We start from the raw sequence: 23,865 nt of genomic DNA, 5'->3' as shown, positions 1-23,865 counted from the left end.
CAGCTCTGACCGCCGCCGGGGTCAGACGAGGCGTGGTTCGAGGAGGATCTCGGTGTCGTCGGGGCGGTAGGTACGCCATCGCCCACCGGCGTCACGTTCGATGCGGAACCCGTGGTGGACCTTGGTGTGGTGCCGTTCGCACAGCAGCGCCGAGTTCTCCAGCGAGGTCTCCCCGCCGTGCGCCCAGTGCACGAGATGGTGGACATCGGCCCAGTGGTGGGGTGCGCAGCAGCCGGCGAACACGCAGGTCTTGTCCCTCGCCACCACCGCCCGCCGAAGCGCCGGGGTGACCACCCGGTGGGCGCGGCCCAGGTCCAGCGGGACCCCGTCGGGGCCCATCACGATCCGGGAGACCACCGCATCGCAGGCCAACCATCGGGCCCGGGCGGCGGAGATGACCGCACCGAAGCCGGTGGCCGCCGTCCCGGGCCCGGTGCCCTCGCCGACCAGGTCGTCCGCGTTCACCGTGACGACCACGTGCGGCTTCTGGGTCCGCAGCACCGGCAGGTCCCCGGCGGCGAGCTGGTTGTCCGCCAGCTGCACCAGCGCGTCGGCGTTCAGCTGCCACCGCGATCGCAGGTCACCCTGCGGCCGGTCGGCCTGCACGATCGACTCCAGCGCCGCCTTGACCTTCTCCCCGCCCACCGCATCCAGGTCGAACCGGCCGGTCACGCTGCCGTCGGCGTGCGTGGCCACGCTGAGCCGCCGGTCCTCGGTGGGGTCAGGCTCAGCACCGTCGGGGTCCAGGGCGGCCTCGAACGCCTTCACCGCCACCGCCAGGGTCTGGTGCGACGAGGAGACAGCCAGCGCTGCCCACGTGCGGTCGAACGCGGCCAGGTCGACGTCCTGCTCAGCCGCCCGGGCCCGTTCCCGCTCCCCCACCGTCGAGGCCACCACGTCGACCTGCGCGGCGGTCACCGCACCCTCGGCGAACCCTGCGGCCAGCGCCGGGAAGTGCTCCAGCGCGCGACCGGTCCGCACGATCCGGCTCGCCTCGGCGGCCGAGAGCCGCAGGTGCCCGATCAACCAGGACCGCATCGACACCAGCCCGTCGTGCTCAGGGGCCTGGGTCAGCTCGGCGTGCCGGGCAGTGCGGGCGATCTCGGCATCCAGCCGATTCCGCGCCGCCACCAGCACCGCCGTCCGCTCCAGGGTCTGACCACCGGTGAGCCCGTGCAGGTCCTCTGCTCCGAAGCTGTCCAGGGCCGACCCGAGCTCGCTCACGACACCTCCCCGGCATTCGAATATGTGTTCGAATCCTACCGCGCGGCGCTCACCCAGACAAGCCGAACGTGCAGCTCAGAGCGCATATGTGGTCGGCGTGGGGGCCGGCCGGTCGGGGCGTCGACGAGCCCGCGACCACCGGCTGTGCAGCAGAAGTGCACCGCCGCCCAGGGCGACGCCGAGCGCCGTCCCCAAGGTGTTGCTCGACCAGTCGGTGGTGTCGCAGGCCCGGCCGAGGTCGAGGGCGACGGCCTGCACCGCTTCGATCCCGACCGACGACAGGGTGCCGCCGACCAGCGTCGCCAGCGGCCGTCGGGTGGCGATGGTCAGGAGCAGAGCAGGGACGGCGAACAGCAACACGTTCGCCATCAGCTCCGGGGTCGCGAACTGCGGCAGCGACCACTGCACCGTGCAGCCGACGACGGGGGACCGCCGTCCGGTCGGGGCCATCGTGAGGACGGCGACCGGGACCAGCGAGAGCGCCGCCGCCCAGCGCGCCCGGCCCGGGTGGGCGGCCAACCAGCTCCCCAGCGGCAGCCCGAGCACGAGCAGCAGCACCGCGCCGACGGCGTTGGACCAGGGGTGGTCGATCACCCAGTTCGTGATCACGGTGCGGTCGGGCGGTGGAGGACGGGCACGAGTCCGAGCATCACCGGCCGGCCGGGCGGGCGGATCCTCCGGAGGTACCGAGCGGGTCGGCCTCCAGGCCCAAGCCTCCCGTCAGCCCCGGCGGGCCCGGACGGCGGCGGCGAGCTCGGCGAGCAGCTCCTCGGTGGTCGGCAGGTCCACGCAGGCGTCGGTGACGCTCTGCCCGTAGGTCAGCGAACCGGGAGCGGTCCGGTCCAGGTCCTGCCGACCGGCGACCAGGTTGCTCTCCACCATCACGCCGCGGATGCCCTGCTCGCCGCCGGCCACCTGGCCGGCGAGGTCGCGCACGACCTGGATCTGGCGCAGGTGGTCCTTCTGGCTGTTGCCGTGCGAGGCGTCGACCACCAGCACCTCGGGCAGCCCGCGGGCGGCCAGCCGGCGCTTGGTGTCGGCGACGTGCGCCGCGGAGTAGTTCGGCCCGGCGGCGTCCCCGCGCAGGATGACGTGCCCGGTGTCGTTGCCGGTGGTGCCCAGCTGGGCGGAGACGCCGTGCCGGTCGACGCCCAGGAAGTCGTGCGGCGACCGGGCGGAGATGACCGCGGAGACGGCCACGTCGATGCTGCCCTCCGGCGAGTTCTTGAACCCGACCACGGAGGAGAACCCGGACACCCGCTCGCGGGCGGTCTGGTCGGTGACGTTGCGGGCGCCGACGCCGTTGTAGGTGACCAGGCCGTCCACGTACTGCGGGGTCAGGGCGTTGAGCGGCTCGGCGGCGACCGGGACGCCGAGCGCCGTTATCTCGGCCATCAGCATCCGGGTGGCGACCAGGCCGACGCTGATCCGGCTGGAGCCGTCGAGGAACGGGTCGTAGGCGAAGCCCTTCCAGTCCACCTCGGTGCGGGGCTTCTCGGTGTAGGTCCGCATGACGATCTCGAGGTCGGCGCCGTGCCGCTCCCGCATCGCGGCCAGGAAGGCCGCGTACTCCAGCGCGGCGACCGGGTCGTGGATCGAGCACGGCCCGGCGATGACGGCCAGCCGGTCGTCCTCGGCCCGGACGACGGCACCCACGGCCCGCCGTCCGGCCCGGGTGGTGTCCGCCGACGCCGCGGTCAGCGGGACCAGCGCCGCGACCGCAGCCGGCGTGACGACCGCGCTGGCGCCGGTGATCCGGGCGTCGACCAGGTCCCCGGGGTCGACCGCCCCGCCCGGCGCGATGCCGAGCGCCGCGTGCACGCCGGGCAGCAGCTCCGCCTGCGCGGCGTCGACCTGCTCGTTGACCCGGTGCTGCACCTCCAGCAGGGCGTCGGCGATCCGGGTCGCGGTGGGCAGGAGCTCGTCGGGGGTCATGCGGGGCGCTCCTCGTCTGGGTGCCCGGAGGGCACGAGGGCGGAGGTTACCGGCGAGCCCGGACGCACCACTGCCTCGCAGATCACCCGAGAAGTTTTTGACTGCTCGGTCCAGCAAGGCGTACGTTCGGGACCGTTCAGTCAACAACGTCCTCGAGGAGATCGTCATGACCGCAGTGCTCGACGGCAAGACCGCCCTGGTGACCGGTGGGACCTCGGGGATCGGGCTGGCGGTCGTCCGCCGGTTCGTCGCCGAGGGTGCGCACGTCGTCCTCACCGGACGGCGTCAGGCGCAGCTCGACGCGGTGGCCGCCGAGTTCGGCGACGCCGTGACCGCCGTCCGGGCCGACGCCTCGGACCCCGCCGACGTGGCCGCCCTGTTCGAGGTGGTCGCCGCCCGCGGCACCGGGCTGCACGCCGTGCACGTCAACGCCGGCATCGGGGAGTTCAAGCCGCTCGGCGAGGTGACCGCCGCCGACATCGACGCCGCGTTCGGCACCAACGTGCGCGGCACCACGCTGACGGTGCAGGGCGCCCTCCCCCACCTGGCCGACGGTGCCGCGATCGTCGTGACCGGGTCCACCGCGGCGTCCGGGACCGAGCGCAACTTCGGGCTGTACGGCGGGTCGAAGGCGGCCATCGCGACGATGACCCGCACCTGGGCGGCTGAGCTGGCCCCGCGCGGCATCCGGATCAACACCGTGATCCCCGGCCCCACCGAGACCCCCGGCCTCAAGGGCCTGGCCCCGGGCAACGGCGACGCACTCGTCGAGCAGATCGCCGCCGGGCTGCCCTTCGGCCGGGTGCTGCGCCCCGAGGAGGTCTCCGCCGTCGTCCTGTTCCTGGTCTCGGACCAGAGCTCGGGGATGACCGGCAGCGAGGTCTACGTCGACGGCGGCTCCTCGATCGCCTGACCGCCCTTGCCGGTGTCCCATCATGGACGGAGCGGTCCAGAACCCCAACCGGAGGACGACCATGGCCAGACCCCGCACGTTCGACGAGGCCGACGTCATCGCCCGCGCCCGCAAGGCGTTCGCCGAGACGGGCTTCGCCGGGACGTCGCTGGACACCCTGCTGGAGGCCACCGGCCTGGCGCGGCAGAGCCTCTACAACGCCTTCGGCGGCAAGAAGGAGCTCTTCATGCGGGCGTTCCTCAGCGACGCCGCCGAGGCCGTCGACGCCGTCGAGTCGATCCGGCACGGGGCCGACAGCCCCCTCGTCCGCATCCGGTCCCAGCTGGTGAAGGTCGCCGTCGAGCACGGCGGGGGGCAGGCGGCCCCGTCGCTGTTCACCAAGGCCGCCGTCGAGCTCTCCGCGCAGGACGACCAGGTCGCCTCGACGGTCGCCGCGGCGTTCGAGTCGATGCAGACGCACTACGGCGCCTGCATCGCCGACGCCCAGGCCGCCGGCGAGATCGACGCCGCCGCCGACGCCGGCTCGCTGGGGGCGTTCTTCGTCGCCCTCATCGAGGGGATGTCCACGCTCGGCGGGTCGGGCGTGCCCCGCGCGACCCTCCTCGACATCGGCCTCACGAGCATGGCGGCCATCCCGATCACCGAGCTCGGCCGCGAGCACCTGGGCACGGACGACGGCGACTGGACCTGAGGCCCCGGACCCCGCGCGGGAAGCAGGCTCGTGCTCGCGGTGTTCCCGGGGTGTACTCGACGAGAGGGAGACACACCATGACCACCGAGACCGCGATCCTCGCCGGCGGCTGCTTCTGGGGCGCGCAGGAGCTGCTGCGCAAGCGCCCGGGGGTGCTCTCCACCCGGGTCGGCTACTCCGGCGGCGACACCCCGAACGCCACGTACCGCAACCACGGCGACCACGCCGAGTCCGTCGAGATCGTCTTCGACCCCGACGTGATCTCCTACCGCGAGGTGCTGGAGTTCTTCTTCCAGATCCACGACCCCTCGACGAAGGACCGGCAGGGCAACGACGTCGGCCGCAGCTACCGGTCGGAGATCTTCACGACCAGCGACGAGCAGCGCCGGGTCGCCCTCGACACCATCGCCGACGTGGACGCCTCCGGCATCTGGCCCGGCCCGGTCGTCACCGAGGTCAGCCCGGCCGGCCCGTTCTGGGAGGCCGAGCCGGAGCACCAGGACTACCTGCAGCGGATCCCCTACGGCTACACGTGCCACTACGTGCGTCCGGACTGGGTGCTCCCCCGCCGCGCGGCGGAGTCCGCCCGCTGAGTCACCCGGCAGGCGCCCCCCCCCGGCCACCCGGGGTGGGGCGCCCCTAGCCTGACCGGCATGCGTGCAGTCCAGATCACCCGCTTCGGCGGCCCCGAGGTCCTCGACGTCGTCGACCTCCCCGACCCCACCCCGGCCGACGGCCAGCAGCTGTACCGGGTCAGCGCGGCCGGGGTGAACTACGCCGACACCCACCAGGTCGAGGACTCCTACCTGGCCAAGCAGGAGCTGCCGCTGATCCCCGGCGCCGAGTTCGTGGGGACGCCCGACGGCGGGGGCGACCGGGTCGTCGGGCTGCTGCTGGGCGGCGGCGGGTACGCCGACACCGTCGTCACCGACCCGCGGATGACCTGGGCCCTGCCGGACGGCGTCACCGACGACCAGGCGCTGTCGCTGGTCCTGCAGGGCACCACCGCCTGGCACCTGCTGCGCACCAGCACCCACCTGGCCGCCGGTGAGTCCGTCGTCGTCATGGCCGGCGCGGGCGGCGTGGGCACGCTGGCCATCCAGCTCGCGAAGCGCTGGGGTGCAGGCCGGGTCATCGCCACCGCGTCGTCACCGGACAAGCGCGCGCTGGCCGAGGAGCTGGGCGCCGACGCCACCGTCGACCCGGCGCTGGCCGACGACGACCCCAAGGCGTTCACCGCTGCGCTGCGCGAGGCCAACGGCGGGAAGCGGGTCGACGTCGTCCTGGAGATGACCGGCGGCAACGTCTTCGACGGCGCACTGTCCGCGCTGGCCCCGTTCGGCCGGATCGCGGCCTACGGCATGGCCTCCCGGCAGGCCGCCTCCGCGGTCGCGCCGGCGTCGCTCATGGGCACCAGTCGCGGCGTCGTCGGGTTCTGGCTGGCGCACTGCACCGCCCGGCCGCAGATGCTGGACGACGCGATGACCGACCTGCTCGCGCTCACCGCCGCCGGCGACCTGCGCCCGGTGATCGGCGGCCGGTACCCGATGACCGCCGTCCGCGAGGCCCACCAGGACCTCCGCTCGCGCCGCAGCACCGGGAAGCTGGTCCTCGACCCCGCCCGCTGATCAGAGGGGGTCGAGCAGACGCTGCAGGAACTGGCGGGTGCGGGGTTCCCGCGGCTCGACCAGCACCTCCGACGGCGGCCCCTGCTCGACCACGACCCCGCCGTCCAGGAACAGGACCTGGTCGGCGACCTGCCGGGCGAAGCGCATCTCGTGGGTGACCACGACCATCGTCCAGCCCTCGGCGGCCAGGGACTGCATCACCCGCAGCACCTCGCCCACCAGCTCGGGGTCCAGCGCGCTGGTCGGCTCGTCGAACAGCACGACCCGGGGCGTGGTGGCCAGCGCCCGGGCGATGCCGACGCGCTGCTGCTGCCCGCCCGACAGCTGCACCGGGTAGGAGTCCGCCTTGTCCGCCAGGCCCACCCGGGCCAGCAGCTCGCGGGCCTCCTCCTGCGCCTGCGCACGCGGCCGGCCCTGGGCGAGCACCGGACCCGACGTCACGTTCTCCAGCACCGTCAGGTGCGGGAACAGGTTGTGCGCCTGGAAGACCATCCCGCTCTGGTCGCGCAGCCGGGCCACCGCCCGGGTGCCGGGGCGGTCCGCCCAGTCCAGGTGGACGTCGCCGACCCGGACCGTGCCGGTCTCCGGCCGCTCCAGGCCGTTGAGGCTGCGCAGCACCGTGGTCTTGCCGGAGCCCGACGGCCCGATCAAGCAGGTGACCGACCCGGCCGGCACGACGACGTCGACGCCGCGCAGCACCTGGTTGTCCCCGAAGGACTTGACCAGCCCGCGGGCCTCGAGCAGCGGGGCGGTCATGCGGCCACGTACCGGGACAGCCGGGTCTCCAGCCGGGTCTGGCCGAAGGAGAGCACGAGGCACACCACCCAGTAGTAGACGGCCGCCAGGCCGTAGAGCGTGAAGAACTCGAAGCTCGGCGCCGCGATCTCCTGCGCCCGGCGCAGCAGCTCCGTGACCAGGATGGTGGAGACCAGCGAGGTGTCCTTCACCAGCGAGATCAGCGTGTTGCTCAGCGACGGGACGGCGATCCGGGCCGCCTGGGGCAGCACCACCCGGCGCAGCGTGGTCGTCCGGTTCATCCCGACGGTCATGGCCGCCTCCCACTGCCCGCGGGGCACCGCCAGGATCGCCCCGCGCACGGCCTCCGAGGCGTAGCCACCGACGTTGAGGCTCAGCGCGATGATCGCGCTGGGCCACGGGTCGATGGTCAGCCCCAGGGACGGCAGGCCGAAGAACACGATGAACAGCTGCAGCAGCAGTGGCGTGCCGCGGATGATCGACACGTAGGCCCGGGCGATGCCCGCCACCAGGCGGTTGCCCGACAGCCGCATCAGCGCGAGCAGCACCGCCAGGGCCAGGCCCAGCACGAAGCTCACCGCGGTGAGCGGGATCGTCCCGGTCACCAGCCCGTCGAACAGCGGGCCCAGGCTGCTGCGGACCAGGTCCCAGTCGATCCCGTTCACCGCCGCACCGCCCGCCGGGTCACTGGCCGCTGACGTCCTCGCCGAAGTACCGCTCGGAGATCTCGGCCAGCGTGCCGTCGGCCCGCAGGGACTCCAGCGCGTCGTCGACGCGGGACTGCAGGTCGGCGCTGTCCTGGCGGAACACCAGCGCCTGCTCGCTGGGCTCGTCGATCTCCGCGGCGATCTTGACCTCGTCGTCCCCGGTGGTCTTCTGGTACTCCAGGAAGGCGAGGCTGTCGTTGATCGTCACGTCCACGCGGCCCTGCTTGAGCAGCGTGATCGCCTGGGTGAAGCCCTCGACGGTCTCGATCGTCGCGCCGGCCTCGGTGGCGACCTCGGAGAACGAGCTGGTGAGGGACTGCGCGCTGGTCAGGCCCGCGACGTCGGCGAGCGAGGTGACGCTGTCGTCGTCCGCGCGCGTGATGACCACGCCGGAGGAGACCGTGTACGGCGTGGAGAACAGGTAGCTCTCCTCGCGCTCGGGGTTGATCGTCACCTGGTTGGCGATGACGTCGTACCGGTCGGCCTCCAGGCCGGCGAAGATCGAGTCGAACGTGGTCTCGCTGAACTCGACCTCCATGCCGAGCTCCTCGCCGACCGCCCGGGCGACCTCGACGTCGTAGCCGGTCAGCTCGTCGGTGTCCGGGTCGTTGAAGGAGAACGGGGCGTAGGTGCCCTCGGTGGCGACGCGGAGGACGTCGCCGTCCCCACCGCCGGAGGCCCCGTCGTCGGAGCCCCCGCTGCAGGAGGTCAGCAGCAGGGCGGCGGCGAGGGACAGCGTCAGGGTCACACGGGTGCGCACGGGTGGCTCCGGGGTTCAGGGGTTCGGGGTCCGACGAGGTGCTCGCGGTCGAGCGGGCTCACCCGGACAACCCGGGCTGCCCCCGAGCATTCCGCCGGGTGGCCGGTCCCACAACCGGCAGCACCTGGGTCAGAGCAGGCGGTTGGTCCAGAGCAGGGACAGGACGACGCCGAGGAAGGCGAAGAGGATGCCGCCGCGGACGAACCACGGGCTGATGTCCTGCGGCTCGGTGGTGTAGCCGATCTGGCTGCCGAGGTCGGCGTAGATCTGCTCCAGCTCCGACGCACTCGCCGCCTCGGAGTAGCTGCCGCCGGTCTCGTCGGCGACCTGCTCCAGGGTGGCTCGGTCGACCGGCACCGGCTGCGACTGGCCCTCGATCTCCACGGTGCCGAAGTCGGTGCCGAAGGCGATCGTGGACACCGGCACCTCCGCGGCGATCGCGGAGGCCACCGCGTCCAGCGGCTCGGCGCCCACCGTGCTGAACCCGTCGGACAGCAGCACCACCCGGGCCGGCGGCGCCGCCTCCCCGGCGTCCTGCAGCGTCGAGGTGAAGTTCTGGATCGCGGTCAGCGACGTCAGGATCGCGTCTCCGATCGCGGTCGCCTCGTCCAGCTGCAGGTTGTCGATGGCCACGCTGACCGACTCGCGGTCGGTGGTCGGCGGCACCAGCGTGGTCGCCCGGCCGGAGAACGACACCAGGCCCAGGTTGATCTGCGCCGGCAGGATGTCGACGAACTCCTTGGCCGCGGTCTTCATCGCCTCGAACCGGCTGGGCTCGACATCGGTGGCCTGCATCGACAGGGACACGTCCAGCGCCAGCACGACCGTGGCCCGCTCCCGCGGCACCCGCACCTCGGTCGAGGGCTGGGCCAGCGACAGCACGAACGCCCCCAGCCCGAGGACGACGAGGCCGAACGCGAGGTGCCGGCGCCAGCCCGGGCGCTTGGGCACCAGCGCACCGAGCAGCGCGACGTTGGTGAACCGCGCGGCGTACTTCTGCCGGCGGCGCTGCAGCAGCACGTAGAACCCGGCCAGCGCCACGACGGCGAGCAGGGCCAGCAACCACCACGGGGCCTGGAAGCTCATCGGGACGCTCCCCCTGCCCCGGCGCGACGGCGGTCCGCGACGAACCGGACGACGTCGGCCACCCAGTCCCGGTCGGTGCGCAGCTGCAGGTGCCCCGCGCCGACCCGGCGCAGCGTGCGGGCGATCTGCTGGCGCTGCGCGGCGGCCCCGGCGGCGAACCGGCGGCGCACCTCGTCGTTGCCGGTCGGCACCTCCAGCATCTGGCCGGTCTCCGGGTCCACCACGGTGAGCAGCCCGACGTCGGCCAGCTCCAGCTCGCGGGGGTCCACGACCTCGACGGCGAGCAGCTCGTGCCGCACCGACAGCCCGCGCAGCGGCTTCTCCCACTCGGCGTCGCCGAGGAAGTCCGACACCACGCACACCAGCCCGCGCCGGCGGGGCGGCCGGCGCAGCGACTCCAGCGCCGCGGCCAGGTCGCCGCGGCGCCCGCCCTCGGCGCGCGGGGTGGCCACCACCTGGCGCAGCATGCGGTCGGCGGCCAGCCGGCCGGGCAGGGCCGGGTACCGGTCCACCCGCTCGCCGGTGGTCACCACCGCGCCCAGCCGGTTGCCGTCGCGCACGGTGAGGTGGCTGACCGCGGCCAGCCCGGCGATGGCCAGGTCCCGCTTCTCGCAGGCCGCCGTCCCGAAGTCCAGGGACGCCGAGAGGTCCAGCACCACCCAGGTCTCGAGCTCGCGGTCGGCGATGGTCTCCCGCACGTGCGGGGTCTGCGTCCGGGCGGTCACGAACCAGTCCATCCGGCGGACGTCGTCCCCCGGGTGGTAGGTGCGCGAGTCGCCGGCCTCGGTGCCCGACCCCGGCACGAGGCCGAGGTGGTCGCCCTGCAGCAGGCCGTCGAGCCGGCGCCGCACGGTGAGCTCGAGGCGCCGCAGCAGGACCCCGGCGTCACCGCCCTCGCCGAACCGGACGGGTTCCACCGACGTCACGCGGACTGCGGACCCTGCTGCTGGGGACCCTGCGGGCCCTGCTGGGGACCGAGCTGCGGCGGGCCCTGCTGCGGGCCACCCCAGGGACCCTGCGGGACCTGCGGGCCACCGGGGCTCCCGGGACCGAACCCGCCGGCGCGCTGGCGCGGGGAGACCTGCGGCAGCGGCACGCTCTGCACGATCCGCTTGACCACGTGGTCGGCGGGGACGCCGTCGGCCAGCGCGTCGTAGGAGAGCACCAGCCGGTGCCGGAGCACGTCGGCGGTGATGTCCAGGACGTCCTGGGGCAGCACGTAGTCCCGGCCGCGGACCAGCGCCAGGGCGCGGCTGGCCGACACCAGGCCCAGCGTCGCGCGCGGGCTGGCGCCGTAGGTCACCCAGTTCGCGACGTCGGGCATGCCGTGCTCGCGCGGGGACCGGGTGGCCACCACCAGGCGGACGACGTAGTCGACCAGCGCGTGGTGCACGAAGACGCCCGACGCGGTGCGCTGCAGCCGGCGCAGGTCGTCGATGCCCAGGACCGTCTCGGCGTGCGGCGGGTTGGCGCCCATCCGGTAGACGATCTCCCGCTCCTCCTCCGGCGTCGGGTAGTCCACGAGCACCTTCATCAGGAAGCGGTCCCGCTGTGCCTCGGGCAGCTGGTAGACGCCCTCGCTCTCGATCGGGTTCTGCGTCGCCAGCACCAGGAAGGGGTCGGGCAGCGGGTGCGTCACGCCGCCGATGGACACCTGGCGCTCGGCCATGACCTCCAGCAGCGCCGACTGCACCTTGGCCGGGGCCCGGTTGATCTCGTCGGTGAGCACGAAGTTGGCGAACACCGGGCCGAGCTCGGTGTCGAAGGCGTCCTGGCCGGCCTTGTAGATGCGGGTGCCGATGATGTCGGCGGGCACCAGGTCCGGGGTGAACTGCAGGCGGGCGAACGACCCGCCCACCGCGGTGGCCAGCGTCTCCACGGCGAGGGTCTTCGCGACGCCCGGGACGCCCTCGAGCAGGACGTGGCCGCGGGCGAGCAGGCCGACCAGCATCCGCTCGACCAGGCGGTCCTGCCCGACGATGACCCGCTTGACCTCGAACTGCACCCGCTCCAGCAGGGCCGCGTCGGTGGCCGGTGGGGTGTGCTGCTGCGGGGACGGGGCGGGCGGGCTGCTGGCAGCGCTGGTCACGGGGCTCCCTGGTCGAGGCGGGGTCGGGGCGGGGCCGACGCGACCCCGGGTCCAGTGTCCACCACCGCCCACGGCACCGCCGCCGACCGCGACGGGCGGTGATCGGTCACCGCTGTCCCTCCGGCCCCATCGGCTGCTACCGTGACAACCGCGTCGGGCAGCTCCCCCCGTGGCTGCCCGACGCCCTGACGACACAGGGCCGGTACCGCACCGCGGTGTCGGCCCTCCGTCGTCCGGTCAGGCGCTGGGTCGGAGTGCCCCGTAGTAGTCGCTGCCGTAGCGCATGGAACTCACCCGGACGTCGGTACCGCTCGTCGCCGCCTCGATCATCTGGTTCCCGCCGATGTACAGCGCCACGTGGTAGATCGAGGTGTAGCTCGAGCCGGAGGCCCAGAACACCAGGTCCCCGGGCTGCAGGCCTCCGGCGTCGACCTGCTTGTTGCGGTTGTTCCACCACTGGTCCCGGCTGGTGCCCCCGATCCGGATCCCCGCGCGGGCGTAGGCGTACTCGGTCAGCCCGGAGCAGTCGAAGCCGTAGATCGAGGTGTCCGGGGTGATCCCGTAGCTCGGGCCGTTGGCCCCACCGCCACCCCATGAGTAGGGCAGGCCTATCTGGCTGCGGGCAGCGGAGATGGCGGTCGCGGCGGCCGACGCCGAGGGCGCACCGGCGGACCCCCCGGTGGGGGCCGTGGGGGCGGTGGGGGCGGTGGGGGCGGTGGCCACCGGGGTCGACGAGCCGCCCCCGGAGGACGGAGCGCCACCGGACGAGGAACCCGACGACGACGAACTGCTCGGGATCGTGGCGACCGGGGCGCGGCGGGTCGGCACCGCAGCGGCGGCCGCGGCGGCCGCGGCGGCCTGTTGGCGGGCGGCCTCCCGGGCGCCCTGCAGGCCGTACAGCGTCTGCTGGGCCGAGGTGAGCTGGGCCTGCAGGTCCGCGGACTGGGCGGAGATCGTGTCGGCCTGTGCGCGGGCCGAGGACTCCTGCGACTGCGCCGACGCCAGCGACTGCTCGGCCTCGGCCTGCAGCGTGGTGGCGGTGGCCAGTGCGCCGGCCGCCTGCGTCTCGGCGTCCTCGGCCTGGCCCTGCAGCACGGTGAGCTCGGTGAGGACGTCGGAGCGCCCGGCGCCGGCGGCCTCGAGCAGCGCGGCGCGCTCGATGAACTCGCTCGGGCTGCCGGAGGTGATCAGGGAGGCGAAGCCGGGGCTGGTGGTGCCGCCCATGTAGCTGGAGCGGGCGAACTCGTCGACGGCGTCCTGGCCCTGGTCGCGGGCGGCGTCGGCGGCGTCGGAGGCCGCGACGGCGGCGGTGGAGTCGGCCTGCGCCTGCTCGGCCGCGGCCTGCTTGTCCTCGTAGTCCTGCAGGGCGATCTGGGCCTGCTGGTGCGCGGCGTCGGCCGAGGCCTGCGCGGCGGCGAGCTGGGCGGAGATGGCGCCGACCGCGGCGGCGGCCTGGTCCCGGGCGGACTGCGCACCGGCGATCTGGCTGTCGCTGGGGTTGGTGGGGGCGGCTGCGGCGGTGCCCGGAGCGATGCCGATCGCCAGGACGGCGGCGACGGCGAGGCCGCCGGCACGCATGGCCAGGCGACGACTGGCGGACAACTGATGACGCACGGTGCACGACCTCCACGGGCCGCACGGGGGCCGGTCGGTGGACCGTCCCCGCGCAGCGCTCTCGACCTCACGGGTGCACCGCCTCGCAGCGGTGCCACGTGTCCCGTCGTCCAGGTCGAGGGAGGCCTTGACCGGGTCTCACCCGGGTGGGTGAGACCCCGGCCGGTCAGTTCACCTGGCGCTCCTGCCCCTGCCAGAAGCCCTCGCGGAGCTTGAACTTCTGGATCTTGCCGGTCGCCGTCCGCGGGATCGCGTCGCGGAACTCCACCCGCTTGGGCAGCTTGTAGCCGGCCAGCCGGGTGCGGCAGTGCGCGATCAGCTCGGCCTCGGTGACGGTCTCGCCCTCGGCCAGCACGACCAGCGCGGTCACCATCTCTCCCCACTTCTCGTCGGGGGCGCCGATGACGGCGACCTCGGCGACGGCCGGGTGGCTGAAGACGGCGTCCTCGACCTCGATGGAGGAGACGTTCTCCCCGCCGGTGATGATCACGTCCTTCTTGCGGTCGGAGATGGTGAGGTACCCGCCCTCGTCGATGGTGCCGCCGTCCCCGGTGTGGAACCAGCCGCCGTCCAGGGCGTCCGCGCTGGCGTCCTCGTTCTCCCAGTAGCCGGCCAGCACCGTGTTGGACTGCGCGAGCACCTCCCCGGACTCGCTGGTGGTCATCCGGGTGCCCAGCGCCGGCACCCCCGCGCGGGACAGCGCCTTCGCCCGGTCCAGCGGGGCCAGGTCGTCGTACTCCGCGCGCGGCCGGTTGACCGTGAGCAGCGGGGCGGTCTCGGTGAGGCCGTAGATCTGGTTGAACTCCCAGCCCAGCTCCTCCTCGACCCGGGCGATGGTCCGCGAGGGCGGCGGGGCGCCGGCCACCACGATCCGCACCTGGTCGCGGCCCGGGACCTCGCCGTCCCACTCGGCCGCGGCGTCCAGGACGGCGTTCCACACCGCGGGCGCCCCGGCCATCATCGTCACGCCGTGCTCGGCGACCCGGCGCAGGATCTCGGCCCCGTCGATCTTGCGGATGGACACCTGGCGGGCGCCCACGCCGGCCATCGAGTAGCCCAGGCCCCAGCCGTTGCAGTGGAACATCGGCAGCGTGTGCAGGTAGACGTCGCGGTCGCTGACCTGCATGTGCATGCCGAACACGACGGCGTTGGTCCAGATGTTGCGGTGGGTCATCTGCACGCCCTTGGGGCGGGCCGTCGTCCCCGAGGTGTAGTTGATCGTGGCGGTGGCGTCCTCGTCGGGCTCGGACCAGGGCCGCGGCTCGGTGCCGAAGTCCAGCAGCTGCTCGTACTCCTCGCCCAGGACGAACCGGTGCGGGGCACTGACCCCGGCCAGCGCGGTGTCGACCTCCGGGTCGACCAGCAGCACCGAGGCCCCGGAGTGCTCGACGATGTAGCGGACCTCCTCGGTGGACAGCCGGAAGTTCACCGGCACGCAGACCCGGCCGTGCGAGGGCACCGCCAGCAGCATCTCCAGCAGGCGGGAGGAGTTGTGGCTGACCACCGCCACCCGTTCGCCCTCCCCCACCCCTAGGGCGTCGAGCCCGGCGGCCAGCGCCCGGCCCCGCCGGGCGACCTCTCGGTAGGTCAGCCCGCCCAGCGACGGTGCGGGCTGGGTCGGCTCGTCGACGACGCCGATCCGGTCGCCGTAGACGAGCTCGGCGCGGTCGAGGAAGTCGCGGGTGGTCAGCGGGACGCGCATGCCGGCTCCGGGTGGTCGGGGCCGACCCGGGGGTCAGCCGCGGAGAGTGGTCGCCGTCACGCTATCGCCGCGGGTCGACCACCGGCGTTGCACGGTGCGCGCAACGCTCCCCAGCCGGGGCACCGCCAGCCAGACGCCCCCCGCGTACAGCGCCCCCAGGACGGTGTCGACGACGTAGTGCTCGCCGGACCAGACCAGCACCAGCGGCATCGCGACGGCGTAGGCGACCAGCAGCGCCCGCTGCCACCGGTGCCGCACAAGGCCCAGCCCGACCAGGCAGAGCAGGACGGCGAACGCCGTGTGCAGCGACGGGACGGCGGCCACCGGGTTCACCTGGCCCTGCCCGGCGTGCAGCAGGGCCTGGGCGCGCGGCAGCCCGAGCACGGCCCAGCCGTCGCCGCCGAGCCGGTGCACCTCGCCGACCACGCCCTCCCGGGCGGCCAGCCAGGGCGGCGCGGCCGGGTAGAGCACGTAGGTGGCCAGCCCGGCCAGCGACAGCGCGACCACCAGCCGGGCGTACCGCGCCCAGCGCGCCCGGTCGCGCACCCACAGCACGGCCAGCAGCAGCGGGGTGAGGACGAAGTGCGAGCTGTAGACCAGCGTCACCAGCACCGCCAGCCAACCCGGGGCGGTCAGGTGCGCCTGCAGCCAGACGGTCGGGACGACGCCGAAGACCGCCCGGTCCACCGCGGCGGGCTCGACGACGTGGACGGCGGCCCCCAGGGTGTTCGCCACGCCCCGGCTGGCGTCGTAGAGCAGCAGCACCGCCCCGAGCGGGACCCAGTCGGCCAGCAACCGCGCCGCGGACCGCCACCCGTGGCCGACGCAGCGGCAGGCCAGGCCGGTGAGCACCCACAGCAGCACGCCGAGCCGGTCGGTGGGCAGCCCGGCAGCGACGCAGACGGCGACGAACGCGGCCAGGTGGACCGCCGACAGCGTCGTCCGCACGGCCCGGCCCCGGACCCGAGGCACGACCGGGGCAGGGGTCACCGCGGTGGCGGGCACCGCGGTGGTGGTCACGCCGCGGACGCTAGGGGTTCCGACGCCGTCCACCCCGGAGACACCCCGCCGGAGGTGACCGGCGCCACCGCTGCCCGGGAAGGGTTGCCTAACCCCGCACGGCGCGCACGGGGCTGGGATGATGGCCGGTGGCAAGGAGCGCGACGGACCATCGAGGGTGAGGCGCAAGAGTGGCAGCCAGCAAGGACAGCTTCGGAGCCCGGGCGACGTTGAGCGTCGACGGCACCGACTACGACATCTTCCGGCTCGACGCGGTGGAGGGCGCTGACAAGCTGCCCTACAGCCTCAAGATCCTCCTGGAGAACCTGCTCCGCACCGAGGACGGCGCGGACATCACCGCCGACCACGTGCGGGCGATCGCCGGCTGGGACCCCTCGGCCGAGCCCGACCAGGAGATCCAGTTCACCCCGGCCCGCGTGGTCATGCAGGACTTCACCGGCGTGCCCTGCATCGTCGACCTGGCCACCATGCGCGAGGCCATGGCCGACCTCGGCGGCGACCCGACGAAGATCAACCCGCTCGCCCCGGCCGAGCTGGTCATCGACCACTCCGTCATCTCCGACGTGTTCGGGACCCCCGAGTCCTTCGAGCGCAACGTCGAGATCGAGTACCAGCGCAACGGCGAGCGCTACCAGTTCCTCCGCTGGGGCCAGGGCGCCTTCGACGACTTCAAGGTCGTCCCCCCGGGCACCGGCATCGTCCACCAGGTCAACATCGAGCACCTGGCCCGCGTGGTCTTCTCCCGCGACGAGGACGGGAAGACCCTCGCCTACCCCGACACCTGCGTGGGCACCGACAGCCACACCACGATGGTCAACGGCCTGGGCGTGCTGGGCTGGGGCGTCGGCGGCATCGAGGCCGAGGCGGCCATGCTCGGCCAGCCCGTCTCCATGCTCATCCCCCGCGTCGTGGGCTTCAAGCTCACCGGCCAGCTGCCCGACGGCGCCACCGCCACCGACCTGGTCCTCACGATCACCGAGATGCTGCGCAAGCACGGCGTCGTCGGGAAGTTCGTGGAGTTCTACGGCGCCGGCGTCTCCGCCGTCCCGCTGGCCAACCGCGCCACCATCGGCAACATGAGCCCGGAGTTCGGCTCGACCGCCGCGATCTTCCCGATCGACGGCGAGACGATCCGCTACCTGCAGCTCACCGGCCGCAGCGACGCCCAGGTCGCCCTGGTCGAGGCCTACGCCAAGACCCAGGGCCTGTGGCACGACGAGACCCGCGAGCCGGTCTTCTCCGAGTACCTCGAGCTGGACCTGGCCACGATCGTGCCCTCGATCGCCGGCCCGAAGCGCCCGCAGGACCGCGTGCAGCTGTCCGACGCCAAGGCCGCCTTCCGCGAGGTGCTGCCCACCTACGCCGGCTCCGCCGACGACAGCGTCGACGACGCCCCCACCGCCGAGTCGGTCTCCGACGAGGGCGTGGAGGAGACCTTCCCGGCCTCGGACCCGGTCTCGGCCAGCAACGGCAACGCCGGCGCCGAGCCGCACACCGTCGTCCCGGCCCGGGTACCGGACCGCGCCTCCAAGCCGACGAAGGTCGTGCTCGAGGACGGCACCGAGACCTACGTCGACCACGGCCACGTGACGATCGCCTCGATCACCTCGTGCACCAACACCTCGAACCCCTCGGTGATGATCGGTGCGGCGCTGCTGGCCAAGAACGCCGTCGAGCGCGGGCTGACCAGCAAGCCGTGGGTGAAGACCACCCTGGCGCCGGGGTCCAAGGTCGTCATGGACTACTACGAGAAGGCCCAGCTCACCCCGTACCTGGAGAAGCTCGGCTTCTACCTGGTCGGCTACGGCTGCGTGACCTGCATCGGCAACTCCGGGCCGCTCCCCCCGGCGATCAGCGAGGCCGTCAACGAGGCCGACCTGGCCGTCGTCTCGGTGCTCTCGGGCAACCGGAACTTCGAGGGCCGGATCAACCCGGACGTGAAGATGAACTACCTGGCGTCCCCGCCGCTGGTCATCGCCTACGCGCTGGCCGGCTCCATGGACGTCGACCTGAACAACGAGCCGCTGGGCCAAGACCAGGACGGCGTGGACGTCTACCTGCGCGACATCTGGCCCTCGCCGATCGACGTGCAGCGCACGATCGACGAGTCGATCACCAAGGAGATGTTCGTCGACGACTACGCCGACGTCTTCGCCGGTGACGAGCAGTGGCGCTCGCTGCCCACCCCCGAGGGCAAGACCTTCGACTGGGACGCGCAGAGCACCTACGTCCGCAAGCCCCCGTACTTCGACGGCATGCCGGCCGAGCCGGCCCCCGTCGAGGACATCGCCGGGGCGCGCACCCTGGCCGTGCTGGGTGACTCGGTGACCACCGACCACATCAGCCCGGCCGGCTCGATCAAGGCCGACTCCCCCGCCGGGAAGTACCTGTCCGAGCACGGCATCGAGCGTCGGGACTTCAACTCCTACGGCTCGCGCCGCGGGAACCACGAGGTCATGATCCGCGGCACCTTCGCCAACATCCGGCTGCGCAACCAGCTGGTGCCCGGCACCGAGGGCGGCGTCACCAAGAACCACCTGACCGGCGAGACGACGACGATCTACGACGCCTCGCGCGGCTACATCGACGCCGGCGTGCCGCTGGTGGTGCTCGCGGGCAAGGAGTACGGCTCCGGGTCCTCGCGCGACTGGGCCGCCAAGGGCACCGCGCTGCTGGGCGTCAAGGCCGTCATCGCCGAGAGCTACGAGCGGATCCACCGCTCCAACCTCATCGGCATGGGCGTGCTGCCGCTGCAGTACCCCGAGGGCCAGAACCGGGAGTCCCTGGGCCTGACCGGTGACGAGGAGTTCACGATCACCGGCATCACGGCGCTCAACGACGGGTCCACCCCGCGGACGGTCAAGGTCAAGGCCGGGGACGTCGAGTTCGACGCCCGGGTCCGGATCGACACCCCCGGCGAGGCGAACTACTACCGCAACGGCGGGATCATGCAGTACGTGCTGCGCTCCCTCCGCGGGTCCGTCCCCGCCTGATCCGTGGACCTGGGGCTGGGCGGTCGCGGGTACCTGCTCACCGGCGCGAGCCGGGGGCTGGGTGCCGCGACCGCCCGTGCCCTGGTCGACGACGGGGCCCGGGTGCTGGTCAGCTCCCGGTCCCGAGGATCCGTGGACGCCGCCGTCGCCGCCCTGGGTGGGGCGCCGGCGGCGTACGGCCTGGCCGCCGACCTCGCCGACACCTCGTCCGCCCAGGACCTGGTGGCCGCGGCGGTCCGCGACCTCGGCCGGGTCGACGGCGCCCTGGTGTCCGTCGGCGGGCCGAAGCCCGGGTCCGTGCTGGACACCGACGAGGCCGACTGGCGCGACGCGGTCGACTCCGTCCTGCTGGGCACCATCCGGCTGGTGAAGGCTTTGGTGCCCGTGCTGGCCGAGGGGTCGGCGATCGGGCTGGTGCTGTCCACCTCGGTGCGGCAGCCGATCGGTCACCTGGCCATCTCGAACGGCCTGCGGCCGGGGCTGGCGATGACCGCCAAGGCGCTGGCCGACGAGCTGGGCCCCCGCGGCATCCGGGTGTTCGGCCTGCTGCCCGGCACCATCGCCACCGACCGGATCACCGACATCGAGGCCGCGTCGGGCGACGCCGCCGCGATGCGGGCCCGCACCGAGTCCGGCATCCCGCTGCGCCGGGTCGGCCGGCCCGAGGAGTTCGGCGCGGTCGCCGCCTTCCTGCTCTCCCCCGCGGCGAGCTACGTGACCGGCACGATGGTCGCCGTCGACGGCGGCGTCACGAGGTCCCTGTGACGACGCAGGAGGCACACGACGCCGTGGTGGAGACCGCCCCGGTGCTGGTGGCCTGCGCGCACGGCACCCGCAACCCGACCGGCCGCCGGCTGATCGCCGAGCTCGCGCTGGCCGCGAAGGCGCTGCGGCCGGGGCTGGAGACGACCGCAGCGTTCGTCGACGTGCAGCCGCCCACGGTGGTCGACGTGGTGGCCGGGCTGGCGGAGCGGCGCACCTCGGCCGTCGTCGTCCCCGTGCTGCTGTCGGGCGGGTTCCACGTCCACGTGGACATCGCCGGTGCCGTCGACAGCCACCCGGGCACCCTGTCGGCCCGCCCGCTGGGCCCGGACCTCCGGCTGGCCCAGGTGCTGCACGACCGCCTGGTCGCCGCCGGCGCCGACCCCACCGACCCGACGACCGCCGTCGTGGTGGCCGCGGCGGGCTCCAGCGACCCCCGGGCGACCGCGGACGTCGAGGACACCGCCGACCTGCTGCAGCGCACCTGGGCCGGCCCGGTGACCACCGGCTACGGCTCGGCCGCCCAGCCCACCGTGCCCGACGCAGTGGCCACCGCCCGCGGGGCCGGCGCCGAGCGGGTGGTGGTCGCGGCCTACCTGCTGGCGCCCGGGCACTTCCGCGACAAGCTCGACGCCGCCGGCGCCGACCTGGTCACCGCCCCGCTGCTGCCCGACGAGCGGATCGCCGCCGTCCTGCTGGACCGCTACGACGCCGCGATCGCCTCGGCCCGCCGCGAGGCCGAGGTCCGCGGCCCGCACCGGGTCGACACCCTGGACTTCTGGCCGGGCCCCGAGGACGCCTGAGGGCTCAGGGCCCGGTGGCGACCGGGCGGGTGGGGTCGGCCGACCACTCCGACCACGAGCCCGGCCACAGGGCGGCGTCGACGCCGGCGACGGCCAGCGCGGCGACCTCGTGCGCGGCCGTGACCCCGGAGCCGCAGTAGACGCCCACCGTCGTCCCCGGGACGACGCCGAGCGCGGCGAAGTGCTCGGCCAGGTCGGAGCGGAACCGGCCGTCGGCCAGGGTGTCGGTGGTCGGCGCGCTCACCGCGCCCGGGACGTGGCCGGCCACCGGGTCGATCGGCTCGACCTCGCCCCGGAACCGCTCGCCGGCCCGGGCGTCCAGCAGCACGCCGCCCGAACCCGGCAGCGCAGCCGCCTCGTCGGCGGTGAGCACGGGCATGGCGCCCCCGGTCAGGACGACGTCCCCCGGCTCGGGCACCACCTCACCGGTCTCCAGCGGACCGGTCCAGGCGGCCAGGCCGCCGTCCAGGATCGACACGTCGACAAGTCCACCCCAGCGCAGCAGCCACCAGGCGCGGGCGGCCGCCGTCCCCGGGCCGGCGTCGTGCACGACGACCCGGGACCCGGTGCTGATCCCCCACCGGCGGGCCGCGGCCTGCAGGTCGGCGACCGACGGCAGCGGGTGCCGGCCGGCGGCCGAGGGCGGGGCGGCCAGCTCGGTGTCCAGGTCGACGTAGACCGCACCGGGCAGGTGGCCGGCCAGGTACTGCTCGTGCCCGTCGGTGCGGCCCAGCGCCCAGCGCACGTCGAGCACCACCGCGCCCGGGACGGCGCCCGGACCGGCCAGCACCGGGATGGTCACCCGGCGAACTCGGCGGCGAGCACGGCGACCGCGTCGGCCGGGGCGGACCGGAGAGCCGGGGTGGCGGCGAAGACGCCGATCTTCCACCGGCGGCCGTCCTTCACCAACACGACGGTGTGCACCGCGACCAGGTCGGGGTGCAGCGTGCCGTCGGGCGCGGGCATGCCGGCGATCGCCGTCAGCACGGCGGTCTCCTCCCCCATGGCCCGCACCGAGCGGACGGTGCCCGCGTACGGCGGCGGGGCGTGGTCGGCGAAGATCCGCCGGAGGTCGGCGGCGAACTGCAGCCGGCCGTGGTGCTGGGTGCCGTCGAAGCCGACCACGTCGGCGTCGTCGGCGAGGGTGGCCGCCTGCCGGGCGGCGCTGTGCGCGTTCCAGCCGGCCAGGTACTCGGCGTAGACGGCGCGGATCTCCGCGTCCTCGGGGTGCACGACGGACAACGGGACTCCAGGGGTGGTGCGGGTGGGACCCCTGTGACGGTAGTGCTCAGGCCGGGGCAGCGGTCGGCGACACGGGCCCCTGGGTGAACTGGGTGCTGTGCAGCTCGGCGTAGCGACCGCCGCGGACGAGCAGCTCGTCGTGCGTGCCCTGCTCCACGATCCGGCCCTCGTCGAGCACCAGGATCAGGTCGGCGCTGCGGATGGTCGACAGCCGGTGCGCGATGACCAGCGAGGTGCGGCCGGCCAGCGCGGTGTCCAGCGCCTTCTGGACGGCGACCTCGCTCTGGCTGTCCAGGTGCGCGGTGGCCTCGTCCAGGATCACCACCCCGGGCGCCTTGAGCAGCACCCGGGCGATCGCCAGCCGCTGCTTCTCCCCGCCGGACATCCGGTAGCCGCGGTCGCCGACCACCGTCTCCAGACCGTCGGGCAGCGAGGCGACCAGCGCGGCGATCCGGGCGCCGGTCAGCGCGGCCCACAGCTCGTCCTCGGTGGCCTCGGGCCGCGCGTAGACCAGGTTGGCCCGGATCGTGTCGTGGAACAGGTGGGCGTCCTGGCTGACCACGCCGATGGCGGCCCGCAGCGAGTCCGCGGTGGCCTCCCGCACGTCGACCCCGCCCACCCGGACGGCGCCGGCGGTCACGTCGTACAGCCGGGGCACCAGGTTGGCGATGGTGGACTTGCCGGCCCCGGAGAACCCGACCAGGGCGACCAACTGGCCGGCCTCGGCCCGGAAGCTGACGTCGTGCAGCACCTCGGCCGGCTCGCCGTGCTCGGGCAGCGACAGGTCCTCCAGCGAGGCCAGCGACACCTGCTCGGCGGTCGGGTAGCTGAAGGAGACGTGGTCGAACTCGACCGAGCGGTCCCCCGCCGGCACCGGCCGGGCGTCGGGCGCCTCGTCGATCATGGGTGCCAGGTCGAGCACCTCGAAGACCCGGTCGAAGCTGACCATCGCGCTCATCACGTCGACCCGGACGTTGGACAGCGCGGTCAGCGGGCCGTACAGCCGGGACAGCAGCAGCGCCAGGGACACCACGGCGCCCGGCGTCAACGAGCCGTCGAAGGCCAGCGAGCCGCCCAGGCCGTAGACCAGGGCGGTGGCGAGCGCCGCGACCAGGGTGAGCGCGGTGAAGAAGGTGCGGCCGTACATCGCCGACAGCACACCGATGTCGCGCACCCGGGCGGCGCGGGCCCGGAAGGACTCCACCTCGGCCTCGGGCCGGCCGAACAGCTTGACCAGCAGCGCGCCGGCCACGTTGAACCGCTCGGTCATGGTGGCGTTCATCGACGCGTTGAGCCCGTAGGACTCCCGGGTGATCTCCTGCAGCCGCGCCCCGATCCGCTTGGCCGGCAGCACGAACAGCGGGACCAGCACGACCGACAGCAGGGTGATCTGCCAGGACAGCGTGAGCATCACGCCGGCGGTGAGCACCAGGCCGATGACGTTGGAGACCACCCCGGACAGCGTCGAGGTGAAGGCCTGCTGGGCGCCGATGACGTCGTTGTTGAGCCGGCTGACCAGCGCACCGGTCTGGGTGCGGGTGAAGAACGCCACCGGCATCCGCTGCACGTGGGCGAACACCCGGGCCCGCAGGTCGTAGATGACGCCCTCGCCGATCCGCGAGGAGTACCAGCGCTGCGCCAGCGAGCTGCCCGCGTCCACCAGGGCCAGGCCGGCGATGACCAGCGCGATCCGCACGATGTCGCCGGAGGTGCCGGTCAGCCCGGCGATCCGGTTGACGATGTCGCCGGCCAGCAGCGGGGTGGCCACCCCGATCACCGCCGACAGCACCACCAGGGCCAGGAAGAACGTCAGATCACGTCGGTACGGACCGGCCACGCCGAGGATCCGGCGCACGGTCCCCTTCGGGATCTCCCGGGCGGGGGTGGCGTCGCGGCGGAAGGACCGCATCGCGGCCATCGAGGTCATCGGTCCGTCCACG

The 23,865-nt window shown here is 73.8% G+C and carries 22 protein-coding genes; 7 read left to right on the top strand and 15 right to left on the bottom strand.

The features are described 5' to 3' along the window. Positions 1-21 precede the first annotated feature (21 nt). The 3 genes from UXQ13_RS19145 to UXQ13_RS19135 all read right to left on the bottom strand — a co-directional run bounded on the left by UXQ13_RS19145 (position 22) and on the right by UXQ13_RS19135 (position 3,159). A complete protein-coding gene (locus UXQ13_RS19145; RefSeq protein ID WP_225235446.1) occupies positions 22-1,224 on the bottom strand; it encodes an HNH endonuclease in 1,203 nt (400 codons plus the stop codon). 75 nt (positions 1,225-1,299) lie between these two features. Next, positions 1,300-1,833 carry a VanZ family protein gene (locus tag UXQ13_RS19140; RefSeq protein WP_336392745.1) on the bottom strand — a complete coding sequence of 178 codons (534 nt, stop codon included), beginning with the start codon at positions 1,831-1,833 and terminating at the stop codon, positions 1,300-1,302. A gap of 111 nt (positions 1,834-1,944) precedes the next feature. After that, positions 1,945-3,159 carry a 3-deoxy-7-phosphoheptulonate synthase gene (locus tag UXQ13_RS19135; RefSeq protein WP_225235444.1) on the bottom strand — a complete coding sequence of 405 codons (1,215 nt, stop codon included), beginning with the start codon at positions 3,157-3,159 and terminating at the stop codon, positions 1,945-1,947. A 166-nt stretch (positions 3,160-3,325) separates the two neighbouring features. Between UXQ13_RS19135 and UXQ13_RS19130 the strand changes: the two genes are divergently transcribed. From UXQ13_RS19130 to UXQ13_RS19115, 4 genes are all read left to right on the top strand, one after another. After that, the gene (locus UXQ13_RS19130) at positions 3,326-4,072 is read left to right on the top strand and encodes an SDR family NAD(P)-dependent oxidoreductase (RefSeq protein WP_225235443.1); all 747 of its coding nucleotides are present in this window, start codon (positions 3,326-3,328) and stop codon (positions 4,070-4,072) included. 61 nt (positions 4,073-4,133) lie between these two features. Further along, complete coding sequence (locus tag UXQ13_RS19125) at positions 4,134-4,763, top strand: TetR/AcrR family transcriptional regulator (protein WP_225235442.1); 630 nt, start codon at positions 4,134-4,136, stop codon at positions 4,761-4,763. A gap of 77 nt (positions 4,764-4,840) precedes the next feature. After that, positions 4,841-5,356: a peptide-methionine (S)-S-oxide reductase MsrA gene (gene msrA / locus UXQ13_RS19120; RefSeq protein WP_225235441.1), complete on the top strand. Its 516-nt coding sequence runs from the start codon at positions 4,841-4,843 to the stop codon at positions 5,354-5,356. A gap of 60 nt (positions 5,357-5,416) precedes the next feature. Then, positions 5,417-6,391: a quinone oxidoreductase family protein gene (locus UXQ13_RS19115; protein WP_225235440.1), complete on the top strand. Its 975-nt coding sequence runs from the start codon at positions 5,417-5,419 to the stop codon at positions 6,389-6,391. Here the strand turns inward: UXQ13_RS19115 and UXQ13_RS19110 are convergent, their stop codons facing one another. The 9 genes from UXQ13_RS19110 to UXQ13_RS19070 form a co-directional block, all read right to left on the bottom strand. Further along, the gene (locus UXQ13_RS19110; protein ID WP_225235439.1) at positions 6,392-7,147 is read right to left on the bottom strand and encodes an amino acid ABC transporter ATP-binding protein; all 756 of its coding nucleotides are present in this window, start codon (positions 7,145-7,147) and stop codon (positions 6,392-6,394) included. It abuts the gene before it with no gap. Next, positions 7,144-7,812: an amino acid ABC transporter permease gene (locus tag UXQ13_RS19105; protein WP_225235438.1), complete on the bottom strand. Its 669-nt coding sequence runs from the start codon at positions 7,810-7,812 to the stop codon at positions 7,144-7,146. The genes UXQ13_RS19110 and UXQ13_RS19105 overlap by 4 nt, the downstream gene beginning before the upstream one ends. A 19-nt stretch (positions 7,813-7,831) precedes the next feature. Then, the gene (locus tag UXQ13_RS19100) at positions 7,832-8,614 is read right to left on the bottom strand and encodes an amino acid ABC transporter substrate-binding protein (protein WP_225235437.1); all 783 of its coding nucleotides are present in this window, start codon (positions 8,612-8,614) and stop codon (positions 7,832-7,834) included. A 129-nt stretch (positions 8,615-8,743) separates the two neighbouring features. Then, positions 8,744-9,700 carry a VWA domain-containing protein gene (locus UXQ13_RS19095; RefSeq protein ID WP_225235436.1) on the bottom strand — a complete coding sequence of 319 codons (957 nt, stop codon included), beginning with the start codon at positions 9,698-9,700 and terminating at the stop codon, positions 8,744-8,746. Next, complete coding sequence (locus tag UXQ13_RS19090) at positions 9,697-10,617, bottom strand: DUF58 domain-containing protein (protein WP_225235435.1); 921 nt, start codon at positions 10,615-10,617, stop codon at positions 9,697-9,699. Before UXQ13_RS19090 ends, UXQ13_RS19095 begins: the two co-directional genes overlap by 4 nt. A gap of 5 nt (positions 10,618-10,622) precedes the next feature. Next, positions 10,623-11,789, bottom strand: a complete 1,167-nt coding sequence (locus UXQ13_RS19085) for an AAA family ATPase (protein WP_336392744.1) — start codon at positions 11,787-11,789, stop codon at positions 10,623-10,625. 237 nt (positions 11,790-12,026) lie between these two features. After that, positions 12,027-13,391, bottom strand: a complete 1,365-nt coding sequence (locus UXQ13_RS19080) for a C40 family peptidase (protein ID WP_336392743.1) — start codon at positions 13,389-13,391, stop codon at positions 12,027-12,029. Between the two features lie 178 nt (positions 13,392-13,569). Further along, entirely contained in the window at positions 13,570-15,105 is a 1,536-nt protein-coding gene (locus UXQ13_RS19075) for an AMP-binding protein (protein ID WP_336392742.1), read from the bottom strand. Positions 15,106-15,138: 33 nt separating this feature from the next. Continuing rightward, a complete protein-coding gene (locus tag UXQ13_RS19070; protein WP_225235433.1) occupies positions 15,139-16,125 on the bottom strand; it encodes a phosphatase PAP2 family protein in 987 nt (328 codons plus the stop codon). 170 nt (positions 16,126-16,295) lie between these two features. Between UXQ13_RS19070 and acnA the strand changes: the two genes are divergently transcribed. From acnA to UXQ13_RS19055, 3 genes are read left to right on the top strand one after another with little or no spacing between them, the layout of a single operon-like run. Next, on the top strand, positions 16,296-19,118 hold the full coding sequence (gene acnA / locus UXQ13_RS19065; protein WP_225235432.1) for an aconitate hydratase AcnA: 2,823 nt from the start codon (positions 16,296-16,298) through the stop codon (positions 19,116-19,118). Between the two features lie 3 nt (positions 19,119-19,121). Next, on the top strand, positions 19,122-19,883 hold the full coding sequence (locus tag UXQ13_RS19060; RefSeq protein ID WP_225235431.1) for an SDR family oxidoreductase: 762 nt from the start codon (positions 19,122-19,124) through the stop codon (positions 19,881-19,883). Further along, complete coding sequence (locus tag UXQ13_RS19055; RefSeq protein WP_225235430.1) at positions 19,880-20,683, top strand: sirohydrochlorin chelatase; 804 nt, start codon at positions 19,880-19,882, stop codon at positions 20,681-20,683. Before UXQ13_RS19060 ends, UXQ13_RS19055 begins: the two co-directional genes overlap by 4 nt. 4 nt (positions 20,684-20,687) lie before the next feature. Here UXQ13_RS19055 and UXQ13_RS19050 read toward each other — a convergent pair whose 3' ends face one another. The 3 genes from UXQ13_RS19050 to UXQ13_RS19040 are packed head-to-tail and all read right to left on the bottom strand — an operon-like array spanning position 20,688 to position 23,864. Next, a complete protein-coding gene (locus tag UXQ13_RS19050; protein ID WP_225235429.1) occupies positions 20,688-21,485 on the bottom strand; it encodes a sulfurtransferase in 798 nt (265 codons plus the stop codon). Then, positions 21,482-21,916, bottom strand: coding sequence for an SgcJ/EcaC family oxidoreductase (locus UXQ13_RS19045; RefSeq protein ID WP_225236098.1), 435 nt, complete (start codon positions 21,914-21,916; stop codon positions 21,482-21,484). The genes UXQ13_RS19050 and UXQ13_RS19045 overlap by 4 nt, the downstream gene beginning before the upstream one ends. Positions 21,917-21,971: 55 nt before the next feature. Beyond that, entirely contained in the window at positions 21,972-23,864 is a 1,893-nt protein-coding gene (locus UXQ13_RS19040) for an ABC transporter ATP-binding protein (protein ID WP_225235428.1), read from the bottom strand. Position 23,865: the final 1 nt, after the last annotated feature.

This window comes from Klenkia terrae (genome assembly GCF_037083865.1).
GTDB lineage: Bacteria > Actinomycetota > Actinomycetes > Mycobacteriales > Geodermatophilaceae > Klenkia > Klenkia terrae.
This window is presented reverse-complemented; position numbering and strand designations above follow the sequence as displayed.